Source organism: Kitasatospora indigofera, from assembly GCF_014655955.1.
Classification (GTDB): Bacteria; Actinomycetota; Actinomycetes; order Streptomycetales; family Streptomycetaceae; genus Kitasatospora; species Kitasatospora indigofera.
Window position 1 is genome coordinate 64,333 of sequence record NZ_BNBO01000039.1, and the last position, 14,510, is coordinate 78,842.

General features: G+C 75.4%; 13 protein-coding genes. 2 read left to right on the top strand and 11 right to left on the bottom strand.

The window, feature by feature from the left end:
• The first annotated feature begins 37 nt into the window (after positions 1–37).
• A complete protein-coding gene (locus IE329_RS27365) occupies positions 38–535 on the top strand; it encodes a MarR family winged helix-turn-helix transcriptional regulator (RefSeq protein WP_229927797.1) in 498 nt (165 codons plus the stop codon).
• On the opposite strand, the gene IE329_RS27370 is transcribed toward IE329_RS27365, so the two are convergent.
• Positions 429–1,367, bottom strand: coding sequence for an EamA family transporter (locus IE329_RS27370; protein WP_190213674.1), 939 nt, complete (start codon positions 1,365–1,367; stop codon positions 429–431). The two genes, IE329_RS27365 and IE329_RS27370, sit on opposite strands and share 107 nt — an antisense overlap.
• Positions 1,368–1,461: 94 nt before the next feature.
• Here IE329_RS27370 and IE329_RS27375 point away from each other — a divergent pair, with 94 nt between their 5' ends.
• Entirely contained in the window at positions 1,462–2,367 is a 906-nt protein-coding gene (locus tag IE329_RS27375; RefSeq protein WP_190213659.1) for a LysR family transcriptional regulator, read from the top strand.
• 95 nt (positions 2,368–2,462) lie between these two features.
• Here IE329_RS27375 and IE329_RS27380 read toward each other — a convergent pair whose 3' ends face one another.
• From IE329_RS27380 to IE329_RS27425, 10 genes are all read right to left on the bottom strand, one after another.
• A complete protein-coding gene (locus tag IE329_RS27380; protein WP_190213660.1) occupies positions 2,463–3,224 on the bottom strand; it encodes a ZIP family metal transporter in 762 nt (253 codons plus the stop codon).
• Positions 3,225–3,364: 140 nt separating this feature from the next.
• Positions 3,365–3,796 (bottom strand): DUF6278 family protein, encoded by a 432-nt coding sequence (locus IE329_RS27385; protein WP_190213661.1) that lies wholly within the window; start codon positions 3,794–3,796, stop codon positions 3,365–3,367.
• 136 nt (positions 3,797–3,932) lie between these two features.
• Entirely contained in the window at positions 3,933–5,609 is a 1,677-nt protein-coding gene (locus IE329_RS27390) for a restriction endonuclease (RefSeq protein ID WP_190213662.1), read from the bottom strand.
• A 113-nt stretch (positions 5,610–5,722) separates the two neighbouring features.
• A complete protein-coding gene (locus IE329_RS27395; protein ID WP_190213663.1) occupies positions 5,723–7,528 on the bottom strand; it encodes a hypothetical protein in 1,806 nt (601 codons plus the stop codon).
• Between the two features lie 279 nt (positions 7,529–7,807).
• Positions 7,808–8,098: a cupin domain-containing protein gene (locus IE329_RS27400; protein ID WP_190213664.1), complete on the bottom strand. Its 291-nt coding sequence runs from the start codon at positions 8,096–8,098 to the stop codon at positions 7,808–7,810.
• Between the two features lie 249 nt (positions 8,099–8,347).
• The gene (locus IE329_RS27405; RefSeq protein WP_190213665.1) at positions 8,348–8,995 is read right to left on the bottom strand and encodes a YigZ family protein; all 648 of its coding nucleotides are present in this window, start codon (positions 8,993–8,995) and stop codon (positions 8,348–8,350) included.
• 130 nt (positions 8,996–9,125) lie between these two features.
• The gene (locus tag IE329_RS27410; protein ID WP_190213666.1) at positions 9,126–10,415 is read right to left on the bottom strand and encodes a DUF6986 family protein; all 1,290 of its coding nucleotides are present in this window, start codon (positions 10,413–10,415) and stop codon (positions 9,126–9,128) included.
• A 104-nt stretch (positions 10,416–10,519) separates the two neighbouring features.
• Positions 10,520–12,118 carry a DUF2637 domain-containing protein gene (locus IE329_RS27415; RefSeq protein ID WP_190213667.1) on the bottom strand — a complete coding sequence of 533 codons (1,599 nt, stop codon included), beginning with the start codon at positions 12,116–12,118 and terminating at the stop codon, positions 10,520–10,522.
• Positions 12,119–12,275: 157 nt separating this feature from the next.
• A complete protein-coding gene (locus IE329_RS27420) occupies positions 12,276–12,938 on the bottom strand; it encodes a response regulator transcription factor (protein WP_190213668.1) in 663 nt (220 codons plus the stop codon).
• Entirely contained in the window at positions 12,890–14,314 is a 1,425-nt protein-coding gene (locus IE329_RS27425) for a sensor histidine kinase (RefSeq protein ID WP_229927798.1), read from the bottom strand. Before IE329_RS27425 ends, IE329_RS27420 begins: the two co-directional genes overlap by 49 nt.
• Positions 14,315–14,510: the final 196 nt, after the last annotated feature.

Genomic DNA, 14,510 nt, shown 5'->3' on the forward strand with positions numbered 1-14,510 from the left:
TACCCTGGGGCGAACCACTGCCGAGGAGACCCCGCCGATGACCACCACGCCGTCCGAGACCGCAGCCGAGCTCGCCGACGAGATGACCAGGGCGATCAAGCGGATCCGGCGGCAGACCATGGACCGGCTCGAACCCTTCGGCATCACCCCCGGCCAGGGCCGCGCCCTGCGCACCCTCGCGCACGCCCCCGGCTGCGAGAGCCCCGGCGAGACGATGCGGCTCGGCGACCTCGCCGACCGGCTGCACATCGCGCCCCGCTCGGCCACCACCGTGGTGGACGCCCTGGAGGAGGCCGGCCTGGTCGAGCGGACCCCGGACCCGGCCGACCGGCGCGCCGTGCGGATCGTGCTGACCGCGGCCGGCTGGTCGGCGGTCGAGCGGATCGGGCAGGTCCGCCACGAGGTGGCCCAGGAGTACTTCGGCCCGGTCAGCCCGTCGGACCAGGACGCGCTGCTGCGGGCACTGCGGGTGGCCGACGCCGCGTACGGAGCGAGCGCCAGGGAGCGGAGAGCGCCCCGGGACGCACCGCGGTGAGCCCGATCCCGACGATCACCAGCAGGGCGGCGCAGCCCGCGGCCGGGCTGACCGACTCGCCGAGCAGCAGCCAGGCCGAGGACATCCCGAAGACCGGGACCAGCAGCGAGTAGGGCGCCACCGCGGTGGCGTCGTACCGGCGCAGCAGGTAGCTCCAGGCGACGAAGCCGAACAGGGTCGAGACCAGGCCGACGTACGCGATGGCGAGGATCCCGGCCGGCGTGATCTCGCGCAGCGCCCGCAGGTCGGCGGCCGGGCCCTCGACCAGCAGCGAGAGCCCCAGCAGCGGCAGCGGCGGGACGGCGCTGACCCAGACCATCCAGCGCAGGGCGTCCGGCGGCGCGGCCCGGCGGGTCAGCACGTTGGACAGCCCCCAGGCCACGGCTGCCGCGACCACCAGGACGAAGGCTCCGACCGGGCCGCCCGCCCCCTGGTCGGCGGCGGCCACCCCGATGCCGGCCAGGGCGACGGCCAGGCCCGCCAGCCGCTGCCGGGCCGGGCGCTCGCGCAGCAGCACGGCGGCGAAGAGCGCGGTGAAGACGGCCTGGCTCTGCAGCACCAGGGAGGAGAGGCCGGCCGGCATCCCGGCGTGCATGCCGAGGAAGAGCAGTCCGAACTTGACCACGCCGAGGACCAGGCCGACCGCGAGGATCCAGCGCGCGGCCACCTTCGGCGGGCCGACCAGGAAGATCGCCGGCACGGCGACGACGGCGAACCGCAGGGCGCAGAACAGCAACGGCGGGAAGTTCTCCAGGCCGACGTGGATGAGGACGAAGTTGAGCCCCCAGACGGCCGCGACCAGGACGGCCAGGGCGATGTGACGTGGACTCATGGCGGTGCTCGATGCGGGCATGTCCCGAGCATGGCCGCCCGGCATCGTGTAGCACCAGCGATGATTTCTGAAGCTCACGGTTTAGCATTGCTGCATGATGGATCTCGGACGGCTGCGGGCGCTGCACGCGGTGGCGGTGCACGGTTCGGTCGGCGGCGCGGCCGCCTCGCTCGGCTTCACCCCCTCGGCGGTCTCGCAGCAGATCGCCAAACTGGAGCGGGAGACCCGCACCGTCCTGCTGGAGCGTCAGGGCCGGGGTGTGGTGCTGACCGACGCCGCACGGGAGCTGGCCGCCACCGCCCAGCAGGTGCTGGCCCTGGTCGAGCGGGCCGAGGTGACCCTGGAGGAGCAGCGCGGCCGCGCCGTGGGCCGGCTGCTGGTGGCCGCCTTCGCCACCGGCGCGCGCGGTCTGCTGCCGGGCGCGCTGGCCGACCTGCGCACCCGCTGCCCCGACCTCGACGTCCGGCTGCTGGAGACCGACCCGTACCCGGCGGCGGAGCTGGTGGCCCGGGGAGAGGTGGACCTGGCGCTGGTCCAGGACTGGCCGACCGTACCGCTCCCGGTGCAGGACGGGCTGTCCCGGCTGGACCTCGGCGAGGATCCGGTCGACCTGCTGCTGCGGGCGGAGCACCCGCTGGCGGAGCTGGCCGTGGTGCCGGTGGGCCGGCTCTGCGGGCAGCGCTGGATCAGCGTCCCGCCGGGCAACATCTGCCACGACTGGCTGGTCCGGACCCTGCGCGAGGCCGGCGAGGAGCCGGACGTGGTCTACCAGGTCGGCGAGTTCGAGACCCAGATCGCGCTGGTGGCGGCCGGGCTCGGCGTGGGCCTGGTGCCGCGGCTCGGGCGCGGGGCGCTGCCGCCCGGGGTGGTCACCCGCCCGGTGGTCCCGGAGCCGAGCCGGCGGGTGTTCGCGCTCTGGCGCACCCAGGCCTCCCGCCGCCCGGCCATCACCGAGGCGCTGGCCGCGATGCGGGCGCGGTGGGCCGCCCTGGCCGGTTAGGGCCTGTCCTGGGCCCGGGACGGCGGCGCGGGACGGGTCCGGGCACCCCGCGGGTTCCCGGCACCCCGCAGGCACCGACGGGCGCCGGCGCCGGGTCAGCTCGCCAGGCCGATCACCAGCCACATGAACGCCACCCCGGCCAGGGTGCAGAGCAGGGTGGTCCGCGAGGGGTGCGGGCTGTGCGCCTCGGGGAGGATGTCCGAGGTCGCCAGGTAGAGCAGGAATCCGGCGAAGAACCCCAGGTAGAGGCCGAGCAGTTGCTCGGGGATGGTGAACAGCAGCGTGATGGCGGCGCCGGTCACCGGCGCCAGCGCGTCGGCGCCCAGCAGGGTCAGCGCCCGGCGCCGGTTGTTCCCGTACAACCGGGTGATCGTGTAGGTGTTGAAGCCGTCCGCGAAGTCGTGGGCGACGACCGCGATCGCCACCACCGTGCCGACGGTGCTGCCCGCCTGGAACGCGGCGCCGATCGCGAAGCCGTCCATCAGGCTGTGCCCGACCAGGGCGCCGGCCGCGGTCAGTCCGATGCCCTGGGCCTGCGGCCCGTGGTGGGAGTGCCGGTGGCCGTGGGTGTGCTCGGCGTACTCGCCCTCGTGGCCGCGGTGGATCGCCACGGCGCGCTCGACGATGTGGATGACCAGGAAGCCCACCGCGAACATCAGCAGGGCCTGCGGCACCCCGTGGATCTCGTCCGGGGCCGCCCGCATCGCCTCGGGCAGCAGGTCGAAGGCGACCACACCGAGCATCAGCCCGGCGGCGAGGCCGAGGACGAGGTGGCGGCGGTCCCCGGTCCGCTGCGCGACGTAGCCGCCGATCAGCGTCATCAGGAACGCGCCGGCGGCGACCAGGATCGCGGTCATCGAGGTGCCCTTCCCTCCCCCGGGCCCCGTCGGGCGCCGTCTCGCGGGCCGCTGCCCGGACCCGCCCCCAGCCTGCGTCCGGCGGCCCGGCCCCGCCCGCCGGACGGCCCGTCGGGGTGAGCCGGCGCCCGCCCGCGCGGTCAGCTGTCGGCCGCCTCCAGGTAGACGGCCGACAGCTGCGGGAATCCCTGCTCGGCCCACGAGCGGCCGAACGCCGTGACGTCCAGCTCCCGGGCGTCCGGCAGCACGATCACCGGGGTGCCGTCGCGCGCCAGGCGCCAGCGGGTCCCGGGGACGGTCCGGAAGACCACGGTGCCGAGGTAGAGGCCGGCGTCGTTGCCGAGCCACTCGGCGGTGCCGGGACTGTCCCGCCAGGTGGGGAGCAGCTGGTCGAGGGCGGTCAGGGAGGGCACGTCGTCCGCGAGCCGCAGCCCGGCGTCGTCGGCGAGCTCACGCAGCAGCTCGCACTCGGACAGCAGTTCGGCCATCGAGTCCTGGTCCTGCTCGGGCGACGGGCCGGCCGCGGCCTCGCCGTGCCGGTCCCGCCATCGTTCGATGAATCCGATTCCCATCGGCCCAGCCTCCCGCTCGCACCGGCCTTTCGCACGCCCGACCCGCGCCCTCGGCGGAAGTGCCCGCCCGCGGTCCCCGCCGACGCCCCCGGATCAGGGAGCCGGCCGGCCCCGCGGCACTCCCCGCCCCGGCCGGTCAGGCCCCCGCGCCGAGCGGCAGTCCGAGGTGGGTACGGGCCAGTTCGCGGACCCCGTCCCCGTCGACCAGGTGGATGTGCTGGTGGCTCTCCTCCCCGGTCAGGTCCAGCGCGGCGTCGCTGAAGCGGCCGGTGGTGAGCCGCAGCCCCCGGTCGGCGGCCTCCTCGCGGACGGCCTCCGCCAAGGTCCGGATCTCCTCCTCGGCCACCGGGGCCACGGCCCTGGAGGCCCACACCACCCAGCGGCCGGGCAGCGCGCTGCCGGCCTCGCCCTCACCGGTCGCGACCAGCCCGGCCGGGCCGCGCAGCCGGACGCTCCAGCCGTCCAGGCCGCCCCGGGTGAGCAGCTCACGGACCAGCTCGGCGAACTCGTTGGCGGACAGGTCGGCGGCGGACGGGACGGTCGCCCCGGCCGCCGCGGCCGGCTCGACGCCCGCACGGGCGTACGGGTCGGGGGTGACGGCGGCGCCGAGCTGACGCAGCCGCACCAGCGCCTCGTCCCGTTCGGCGTCGGCGTAGACGCCGTCCCCGTCCTGGCCCTCCTCGTAGGGGGCTCCGGCGGGGAGCAGCCGGGTGCGGGCCAGGGCGTCGCGGTCCGCGTCCACGCTGACCAGGCAGACCGCCTCCGGCGACCCGGGCTCGCGGAGCCAGCCGTTGAGCACCACGCCGGCGAGTATCTCGTCGGTGTCGACGGCGTCGGCCGCCTGCAGGGCGCGCAGGGCGAGGCGGGCGACCAGGCGCAGGTAGTCGGTGGCCCGGTCGGCCGCCGGGCGCGGCACCGGCGCGATCTCGCCCTCGGGGGTCAGCCGGTAGCCGGTCAGCGAGGGGACGAGGTCCAGCGGCGGGAGGTCGAGGTCGAGGACGGCGGTGGAGGTGAGCGGGCGGAAGACGGCCCGGCAGGGCGCGGGGAGGTCCTGGGTGGCGGTCTCGGAGGCGGCCAGGGCCCGCTCGATCAACGACTCGACGGCGGCCGGCTCGGCCAGCCGGTAGGCCCGGCGGCACTCCTCCAGGGTGTCGTTGTACTCGCGGACGGCCCGTGCCCTGGCCTGTTCCGCCGCCTCGTGGGCCCGCCGGGACTCCGCCTCGCCGGAGTTGGCCGCCTCGGCCCGCCTGGTCCGCCACTCGCGCAGGGCCCGTTGGTGGGTGAGCCGGGCCTGCGCCAGCTCCCGCTGGTAACCGGAGTCGAGCAGCCGGCGGGACGGCCCCTCGTCGGGGCCGGCGTCGGCCGCCCGCGGCGGGACGTAGTCCTCCCAGCGCGGCTCGGCGCCCGTCCCCTCGGGCCCCGCCTCCCCGGCCGGGTAGGGGCGCGGCTCGTAAGTGCGCAGCTGGCTCTCGAAGTCCATCGGCGAGACCGGCAGCGCGGCCCGGCGCAGCAGGTCGGCGAGCCGGTCGTGCTCGGCCCGGACGGTGAGCGTGCGGTGGTGGGTCAGCGCCGCGGCCCGCCCGTGCGCGGCGACGGCCTCGTCGCCGTCCTGCTCCGGGCGGCCGGCCGCAGGGCCGCCGTCGGCGTCCGGGCCGGGCTCCCCCGGGCCGGGCGCGGCGCCCAGGTCACGGAAGACCGAGGCCAGGAAGCCGGGCTGGAGGGCCGTGGCGGTGCCGTCGGACCCGCCGCCCGGCATCCCCTCGGCCACGGCGGGCCCGTCCGACGGGTGACGGCCGTCTGGTGTGTACTGCATCGGCGGTCGTTCCCCCATGCTCGTCCGGCGCTCCCCGGGGCGGACCGCGGCCCCGAGGCCGGCCCCTGCCGGACATTGTCCACCGTCCGCACGCCGCCGGTCAGCCAAGCCTCTCAGTTGGTACGGGTGTTGGTCAGGTGCAGGCCGATGTAGCCCACGTAGATCCGGCCACTGCCCGAGCAGTCGTCCAGGTAGTGCAGCCGGGGCGCCGTCCGGCCGCCGCCGATCCGCAGGTGCGCGCCCATGAACGCGCGCCGCGAGGTGTCGACGCACTCGGGGACCGGCAGCATCCGTTCGCGCTTCCACTTGGTGTGGCTGAACACCGTCTGGGACTCGCCGCGGACGGCCTTGCGCGGCGGGAAGTGGTGGCAGCCGTCCGGCGTGTGCTCGCACCACTGCTTGAAGTCGCCGCCGGCCTCGCCCCGGACGGCGGCCACCGCGTACTCCTGAAGTGCCGTCAGGCCCTCCCAGGTCAGTCTGGCCCAGCCGGCGCAGGTGCCCAGTCCGTCCAGGGCGAGGGCGGGCTTCTGGTCGCCGGTGAAGGTCAGCAGCGGGAACTCGGGCATCCGCTCCATCAGTTCGGCGAAGCTGGCGGGGGTCTCATCGGCCTGGGCCGGCCTGCCCCGGCCGGCGGGTGCCTGGGCCTGGCCCGGTCCGGCGCCCGGGCAGATCCGGCCGGCCAGCACCCTGACCTGTGCGCCGACGTGCCGCAGCGCCGCGTACTGCTCCTCCGCCTCGGTCCGCAGGTGGTGCTCCCGCCGCCGGGAGTGCCGCAGGCTGTGCCGCACCCGCTCCAGCTCGTCCGCCCTGGCCTGCTGCTCCCGGCTGTCCAGCTCCTGCTCGTGGGCCAACTGCTCGTGGGTCGGCTGCTCGTGGGTCAACTGCTCGTGGGTCAACTGCTCGTGGCTCGCGTGCTCGTGGGCCAACTGCTCGGACCGGCCGGGCCCGGGGCGCCGGGCGGCGGGCGGCACCCGCAGCACCGGTACGGCGGCGAGCGGGGCCGGGAGCGGGAGTTCGGCGGCCAGCCGGCGGGGCTCGCGGGCGAGCAGGCCGGCGGCCCGGCGCAGGTCCTCCTCTATCCGGTGGCGCGGCATGACCGGGTGCCTCGCGCCGTCGTGACGGGAGGCCGGATCGACCTCCGGCAGGTAGGTGCGGACCGCGCCGCCGTACACCGAGTGGTACTCCAGGGCGACGTTGAACCCCGTCCTGGCGGCCGGGTCGAGGACGTAGAGCGTGGCGAGCCCGGGCAGCTGATGGCAGAGCGGGCGGACCGTCCCGGTGAGCCATTCGTCCAGCCCCAGGTTGGCGGGGACGCTGGCGACCACGGTGGGCAGCCGGCGCTCGGGGTCGCAGAGTTCGTCGATCAGGGCGTCCACCTCGGCCGCGGTGACCACGCGGGGGTTGTTGTGCACCGCGGCGGGGCCGTCGCTCGCGTCCAGCAGGGGCAGCAGGGTACGGGCGAGTTCGGGCACCGGGACCTTGCTGGGCGTCCGTACGCCGGTGCCGGCCGCCTGGTGCTCGGCCTCCAGCCGGACCCAGGTCGGGCCGCCGGGGTCGGTGGCGAGGGTGAGGGTGAGCTGGTGGGTGCCGTGCGGGGCCGGGGTGCGCAGGCGGCGGCGGGTGTAGCGGCCGGGGGTGCCGGTGGCGGCGCGCAGCGGGCCGTCGTCCCGGTCCAGCAGGATCCGGTCGCCGAGGCGTAGTCGCTCGGCCGGGGCCTCGGGGCTGCCGGGGGCGGGCCCGGCCGGCGGTGGCTCGTCGCAGCCCTCCTGTTTCAGCCAGGCGCCGAGCCGCTGGTCGGCCAGGGCGACGGCGTCGGAGTGCGTCAGCGCGGTGGTGACGGTCATCCGGTAGGGCGTCGCGGGGCTCCGGGGGCCGGGCAGATCGGGCTGGGCCGGCGACGGGGAGCGGTCTGAGGTCATGCGCGGTACCTCCCGTGGTGCGGTGGTGGGGTGTGTCGTCCTCCATAGGGGTCCCCCCGCCCGGGAGGCGGGGGAGGGTCGGTCGTCCGGTTCGGCCGGATCCTTGTAGGTGAAAACGCGGTGACCCGGAGCGGAAGTTCCAGCGACGGGCCACGTCAATCCGTTCGGGTGAAAGTTCCCGCCCCGGCCCGGTCCCCGGCTGCGGCAACGACCGCCCGGGACCACCACCGCGGTCCGGCCCGGGTCCGACGGCGACCTCGGGTGACCTCGGGTGACCGGTCAGTGGCTCCACTCGGGAGCGGCCACGGCGACGGCCGTCGGGCAACCGTCCGCGATGTCGTACGTCGCCACCAGCACCACCGGCCGCTCGCCGTGGTTGCGCCCGACGTGCACGTGCACCGGGCCGGCCGGCTCGACCAGCCGGTCACCGGCCTCGCTGACCTCGACCCGTCCGTCGTGCAGGGTGCGGGTGAGGGTGCCCGACAGGACCACCACGTCGACCCGGCCCGGGTGGTAGTGCCAGCCGGTGCTGGCCCCCGGCGCGAGGGTGATGGTCTGGACGACGGGCATCGCTGTTCGGCTCCACTCGCGGGTCGGCTACCGCCTCAGGCTAGGCAGCTGGTCCGGCGCTCGAAACCGCCCGAACGTTCTCTGTCCGAAAGCTCGTCCGACTGTCGTCCTCTGTCCGAAAAGGGGCGTCCGGCGATCACCGGCGCCCGGCCCGGCGCCCGCTTCCGACCACGCCGCCCGTCGGCCGTTCCGCCCTGTCGCCGCCCCGCAGCCGTCCAGTCGCCGGCCCGGTCCTCCCCGGGGGACGGCTCAGACCGGGACCTCGACGAAGGTCCGCCCCGCGTCGACCGCGACCGCCGTGCCCGCCGTCGCCTCGGCCAGCCAGGCGTGGAAGGCCGGCACCTCGGGCTCGGGCACCCCGACCTCGATCCGCACCCCGTCCGCCTGGTAGGCCAGGTCGCTGACGGCGTACCCGGCCGCCCGCAGGTCGTTCTCCACCCGGCCGGCCCTGGTGTGGCCGGCGGTCACCGCCAGCAGCGCGACCGGCCGCCGCTCCACCAGGCCGATCTCGTCCACCGCCTCCGACACCGCGCTGCCGTAGGCCCGCACCAGGCCGCCGGCGCCGAGTTTGATCCCGCCGAAGTACCTGGTCACCACCGCGACGGTGTCGGTCAGCCCGCGCCGGCGCAGCACCTCCAGCATCGGCACCCCGGCCGTCCCGCCCGGCTCGCCGTCGTCGCTGGAGCGCTCCCGGCGCTGCTCGTCGCCGACCACGAAGGCCGTGCAGTTGTGCCGGGCGTCCCAGTACTCCTTGCGGATGCCCGTGATGAAGGCCTGCGCCGCGTCCTCGTCGCCGACCCGGGCGAGGTGGCAGATGAACCGGGACTTCTTGATCTCGATCTCGTGGCTGCCGCCGCGCCGGATCGTCAGGTACGGCCTGGGGGTCGGCTCCGGCATGGCGCGGCGGGTCTCCAAGGAACGGCGAAGGCTGGCGGGACGCCCGGTGAGGGCGGTCCCGCCAGCCTATCCGCGTGGCCCGGCCGCGTGGCCCTGGCCGGCCGGCCGGGGCGGGTGCCGTGATCGCCGGTCAGCGCCCGGCGAGGGCGTCCAGCTGCTTGCGGTCCAGGCCGGTCAGCAGGGTGACCTCGGCCGGGTCCACCGCGCCGCAGTCCAGGCCGCGCAGCAGGTAGCCGCTCAGTGCCTTGGCGGTGGCCGGCTCGTCCATCACGTCGCCGCCCACCTTGGCCACGTAGGCCGAGAGCCGGGCCGCGGCGGCCGCCAGGCCCTCGCGGTAGAAGCTGTAGACGGCCACGTACCGGGTCGGCAGGTGCGCCGGGTGCATGTCCCAGCCCTGGTAGTAGGCGCGGGCCAGCGAGCGGCGGACCAGGTCGTGGTGCAGCTTCCAGGCCGCGTGCACCTGCTCGGTCGGGCCGGTCGGGACGACGTTGGTGGAGCCGTCGGAGAGCCGGACGCCCGTGCCGGCGGCGGCCACCTGCATGACGGCCTTGGCGTGGTCGGCCACCGGGTGGTCCATGCTCTGGTAGGCGGCGCTGACCCCGCAGGAGGCGCTGTAGTCGAAGGTGCCGTAGTGCAGGCCGGTGGCCCGGCCCTCGGCGGCCTCGATCATGCGGGCCACGGTCGCCCGGCCGTCGGCGCCGAGGATCGCCTGGGTGGTCTCGATCTGGATCTCGAAGCCGATCCGGCCGGCCGGGAGGCCGGCCCGCCGCTCGAAGTCCTCCAGCAGCCGGACCAGCGCGGTGACCTGCTCGGCGTAGGTCACCTTCGGCAGCGTCAGGACCAGGCCCTCGGGCAGGCCGCCGCCGGCGATCAGGGTGGCGAGGAAGAGCTCCAGGGTGCGGATGCCGCGACTGCGGACGGCCGCCTCCATGCACTTGATCCGGATGCCGATGTACGGCGGCGCGCTGCCGTCGGCCACGGCCGCGCCGATCAGCTCGGCGGCGCGGACGGCGGCGGCGTCCTCCTCGGCGTCCGGGCGCGGCCCGTAGCCGTCCTCGAAGTCGATCCGGAGGTCCTCGACGGGCTCGCGCTCCAGCTTGGCCCGGACCCGGGCGTGCACGTCGGCCAGCAGCTCGTCGTCCGGCACGCCGAGCGCGCGGGCCAGCTCGGCGGAGGTGCCGGCGTGAGTGTCGAAGGCCTCCAGGGCCTGGCGGCCCCAGCTGCTCACGGTGTCGGCGGCGAAGACGTCGGCCGGCACGTAGACGGTGTGGACCGGCTGGCGGGTGCCGGAGTCGCCGGGGTAGCGGCGGGCCAGCTCGGCGTCGACCGGCCCGAGCAGTGCGTCCACGGCGGCCCGGGCGGCGCTGGAGAACGAGGCCCCGCTCCCCGGCTTGCTACCGTCCACCTCGACCTGCGACATCCGTACTCCTCCACGCCGAACCAGCACTTCAACAGTTTGTTGATGTGAAGGTAGCTCCGGCGGCGCCGGGCAGTCAATGGCCGCCCGACCGGCGGACGGCGCGGTCAGTCGCGACCCGCCGACGCGTAGCGGGCGTGCAGGTCGGGCCAGATCTTGTCCAGCTGCGACGGGCTCACCGAACCGTCCGGGCGGTTGCCCACCACGTGGTACTCCGCGGTGAGGTACTCCGCCAGGCGCCGCTGGTCGGGCTGCTGGCCGTAGGTGTCGATGTAGGAGACCAGCGCCTCGAAGCACTGCTCCGGGTCGAGCCGGTCCGGCTGCGGGATGGGCTCGCTCCCGGCGTTCTCCCGGACGGCGTGCTCGCGCACGGCCTGCTCCCGGACGCTCTGCTCGTGCCCGCCCTGCTCGTGCCGCCTCTGCTCCTCGCCGCTCCCGCCCTGGTGGCGCGGCACCCCCTGGTCCGGCTGTCCGCCCTCCACCCGCTCCTGGACACCGTCGCGCCCGGCCTGGCCGCCCTGCCGGTACATGAAGGCGGGCACCGGCCCGTGCTCGGCGGCCGGCGCGGCCACCCGGACCTCGGGGTCCGGCTGGGCCGGGGGACGCGGCGGCTTGAACCACGGGGACGCCTGTCCCGGCACCCGGCCGGTCGCGTCCATGCCGCCCTGCGGCGCGTGGGTGCGGACGGCGCGCTCGGTCCAGACGTTCAGTTCGTCCCGGGCCGGCGGCGGCGCCTGCTCCTCGGCCTGGGCCGGCTCCTGGGCGTCCCGCAGCCGGACGGCCGCGAGCTTGGCCAGCGTCGGCACCGCGAGCTCCGCGGACACCACCGAGGCGGGGGCCGCCGCGGGCCCGGCCTCGGCGGGGGCCGGCGCGGACTGCGCCTGGACCTGCTGCACCGGCAGCTGCTGCACGGGCGCCTGCTGCGCGGCCACCGGCTGTGCGTGGGCGGCGGCCGGCGCGGGGGCCGATATCGCGGCCTGCGCCACCGGTACGGCCGCCACCGTCCTGCCCTCGCCGGCCTGCGCGGCCTCCTCCTCCAGCCGGTCCAGCACCTCCAGGTCCAGCGGGACGCCGTACTTGGCGAGCTTCAGCGGCAGCAGCGCCTGGAACGGCGCCGCGCGCCGCCAGCCCCGCCCGTACCGGAACCGCAGCTGCGCCCGGTACACCAGCCGGTTCTGCTCCAGCCGCACGACCTCGTCGTAGGAGCGCAGCTCCCACAGCTTCATCCGCCGCCAGAGCCGGAAGGTCGGTATCGGCGAGAGCATCCAGCGCATCAGCCGCACGGACTCCATGTGCCGGTCGGCCGTGATCGCCGCGATCCGTCCGACCGCGTGCCGGGAGGCCTCGACCACCACCACGAAGAGCACCGGGATGACGGCGTGCATGCCCATCCCGAGCGGATCGCCCCAGGAGGCCGCCGCGTTGAAGGCGATGGTGGCCACGGTCAGCAGCCAGGCGGTCTGCCGCAGCAGCGGGAAGGGGATCCGCAGCCAGGTCAGCACGAGGTCCAGGGCCAGCAGGACGACGATCCCGGCGTCCACGCCGATCGGGAACGCGTACGCGAAGGCGCCGAACCCCTTCTCCGTCGCCAGGTCGCGGACCGCGCTGTAGGAACCCGCGAAACCGATGCCCGAGATCAGGAAGGCGCCGGCCGCGACCAGCCCGAGCAGGGCCCGGTGGGCACGGGTGAGGGATGGGCGTGCCATGCGTCTATCAACCCCTGGATGTCGGCTGCTGCCGTACGTGAGCGTCGGCCCGCCGGACTCCCCCCAGTCGGGTGGTCGGCGAACACCGGCCACCGACCGTCTCGGCCCACCGGATACTACTCGTACACCTGTTTCAGCGTGCTTCCAGGCCGGGTTGTCACCCTGTCTGCTCGGCCGATCCGTTGAGATGGGCCAGCACCGCCAGCACCCGGCGGTTGGCGTCGTCGGCCGGCGCCAGCCCGAGCTTGGTGAAGATGTTGGCGATGTGCTTGGCCACCGCACCGTCGCTGACCACCAGGCGGGCGGCGATCGCCGAGTTGGAGCAGCCCTCCGCCATCAGCTCCAGCACCTCCCGCTCGCGCGGCGACAACCGCTGCAGCGGGCCCGAACGCGCGTTGCTCTGCAGCAGCTTGGCGATCACGTCCGGGTCCATCGCGGTGCCGCCGGCCGCCACCCGGCGGACGGCGTCGATGAACTGGCCGGCGTTGAAGACCCGGTCCTTGAGCAGGTAACCGATGCCGCCCGAGCCGTCCGCCAGCAACTCCCGCGCGTAGAGCTGCTGGACGTGCTGCGACAGCACCAGCACCGGCAGCCCGGGGATCTGCCGGCGCGCGCTCAGCGCGGCCTGCAGCCCCTCGTCGGTCAGCGTCGGCGGCAGCCGGACGTCGACGACGGCGACGTCCGGACGGTGGGTCAGCAGCGCGTCCAGCAGTTCCGGGCCGGTCTCCACCGCTGCCGCGGTGGTGAAGCCGTGGGCTTCCAGCAGCCGGATCAGGCCTTCGCGAAGGAGGTAGAGGTCCTCGGCGAGGACAACTCGCACGGCAGCTCCAGGGTGATCGTGGTCGGGCCGCCCGACGTGCTGTCGATGGCGAGGACACCGTCGAAGGTACCCAACCGGCGCTCGATCCCGCGAAGCCCGCTCCCCCTGGCCGGGTCCGCCACCCCGTGGCCGTCGTCGGTGACGGTCACCCGCAAGGTCCCCGCCCGGTGCAGGATGTCCACCCAGACCTGGTCCGCCCCCGAGTGCTTGGCCGCGTTCGCCAGCAGTTCGCAGATGCTGAAGTACACCGCCGCCTCCACCGGAGCCGCCGGGCGGTCCGGCAGGCTGACGCAGACGTCGACGGGCAGGGCACTGTCCATCGCCAACGCCCGGACCGCGTCGCCGAGTCCGCGTTCGGCCAGCACCGGCGGATGGATGCCCCGGACGAGGTCCCGCAGCTCCTGCAGCGCCTTCGCCGAGGACTGCCGCGCCTCCGAGAGCAGGGCGCGGGCGGCCGGCGGATCGGTGTCCATCAGGTGCTCGATGGTGCCGAGGGTCATCCCGATCGCCACCAGCCGGGCCTGGGCGCCGTCGTGCAGGTCCCGCTCGATCCGGCGGAGTTCGGCGGCCTGGTCACCCACCGCGTCGGCCCGGGTCTCGGTCAGCTGCTGCACCCGCTCGGTCAGCCGGGCCTTGCTCTGCAGGCCCGCCCGGTCGGGGTCCAGGGCCCGGCGGGTCCAGTCCGCGTGCAGCCGGACGGCGCGCGGCGCGAGGGCGAGGCCCGCCACCACGGCGGCCAGGGCCAGGCCGATCTGGAAGAGCACCAGCCGCAGGTCACCGTCGAGGTAGTAGCCGTAGCCGTCGAGGAGTTCCTGCACCAGGGCGATCGCGGCGCCCCCGCCGACCAGGGTCAGCAGCAGGCAGGGAACGGCCAGCACGCCGGCCGCGCCCGCGCCCCCGATCAGCCAGAGTCCGTCCCGCCAGCTCGCCGGGTCGCCCAGCACCGACCGCACCGTCAGCTCGGCCCGGGCCGTCGACAGCCGGGAGTGGTAGGAGTGGCCGGTCCACCAGTGCCCTCGCTCGTCCCGCTGCGGCTCGGCCGCCCGCCGGTACGCGACGGGGATCCGGACGCCGAACCAGGCCTCCACCAGGTCCCGGGAGCGTTTGGCGTACCACCGGCCCAGCCAGAACCACGCCGCCGGGAGGGCCAGCACCCCCACCGCGAACGCGAGCAGGCTGCCGAGACCGTGCTGGGTGTTCGCCTCCAGCGCGACGAGGGGCACCAGGGCGACCGCGAGCAGGGCCGCCGGCCCCAACCCCGCCTGGACGACGAGCCGGAGGCAGCGCAGCTGACCCTTGACGCCCGCGCGTACGAAACGCCGGGCCTCCTCGATGCGCTCGTGCGCACCCCCGGCTGTCGTGGTCGGACCACTCACGGCCATCTCTTCTCCCCGGCGTCCTCGAAGTCGGAGGGCTCCAGTCCGTCCCTCGGTACCAGTCTGTCCCGCCGGGCCGTCCCGGTGCACTGGCCCAAGAACTCCACCTGGGGTGGACCTAGCACCCCTGCCGGCCGGGCTTTTCCCGTACCGGTCCGGAAACGCAGAAAAGCCCCGCCGGTTACCCGGCAGGGCT

What these genes read in the sequence shown, in the direction of transcription:
- IE329_RS27365 (WP_229927797.1), top strand. Translation starts at nt 38, where the DNA reads ATGACCACCACGCCGTCCGAGACCGCAGCCGAGCTCGCCGACGAGATG.
- IE329_RS27370 (WP_190213674.1), bottom strand. Translation starts at nt 1,367, where the DNA reads ATGAGTCCACGTCACATCGCCCTGGCCGTCCTGGTCGCGGCCGTCTGG.
- IE329_RS27375 (WP_190213659.1), top strand. Translation starts at nt 1,462, where the DNA reads ATGATGGATCTCGGACGGCTGCGGGCGCTGCACGCGGTGGCGGTGCAC.
- IE329_RS27380 (WP_190213660.1), bottom strand. Translation starts at nt 3,224, where the DNA reads ATGACCGCGATCCTGGTCGCCGCCGGCGCGTTCCTGATGACGCTGATC.
- IE329_RS27385 (WP_190213661.1), bottom strand. Translation starts at nt 3,796, where the DNA reads ATGGGAATCGGATTCATCGAACGATGGCGGGACCGGCACGGCGAGGCC.
- IE329_RS27390 (WP_190213662.1), bottom strand. Translation starts at nt 5,609, where the DNA reads ATGCAGTACACACCAGACGGCCGTCACCCGTCGGACGGGCCCGCCGTG.
- IE329_RS27395 (WP_190213663.1), bottom strand. Translation starts at nt 7,528, where the DNA reads ATGACCTCAGACCGCTCCCCGTCGCCGGCCCAGCCCGATCTGCCCGGC.
- IE329_RS27400 (WP_190213664.1), bottom strand. Translation starts at nt 8,098, where the DNA reads ATGCCCGTCGTCCAGACCATCACCCTCGCGCCGGGGGCCAGCACCGGC.
- IE329_RS27405 (WP_190213665.1), bottom strand. Translation starts at nt 8,995, where the DNA reads ATGCCGGAGCCGACCCCCAGGCCGTACCTGACGATCCGGCGCGGCGGC.
- IE329_RS27410 (WP_190213666.1), bottom strand. Translation starts at nt 10,415, where the DNA reads ATGTCGCAGGTCGAGGTGGACGGTAGCAAGCCGGGGAGCGGGGCCTCG.
- IE329_RS27415 (WP_190213667.1), bottom strand. Translation starts at nt 12,118, where the DNA reads ATGGCACGCCCATCCCTCACCCGTGCCCACCGGGCCCTGCTCGGGCTG.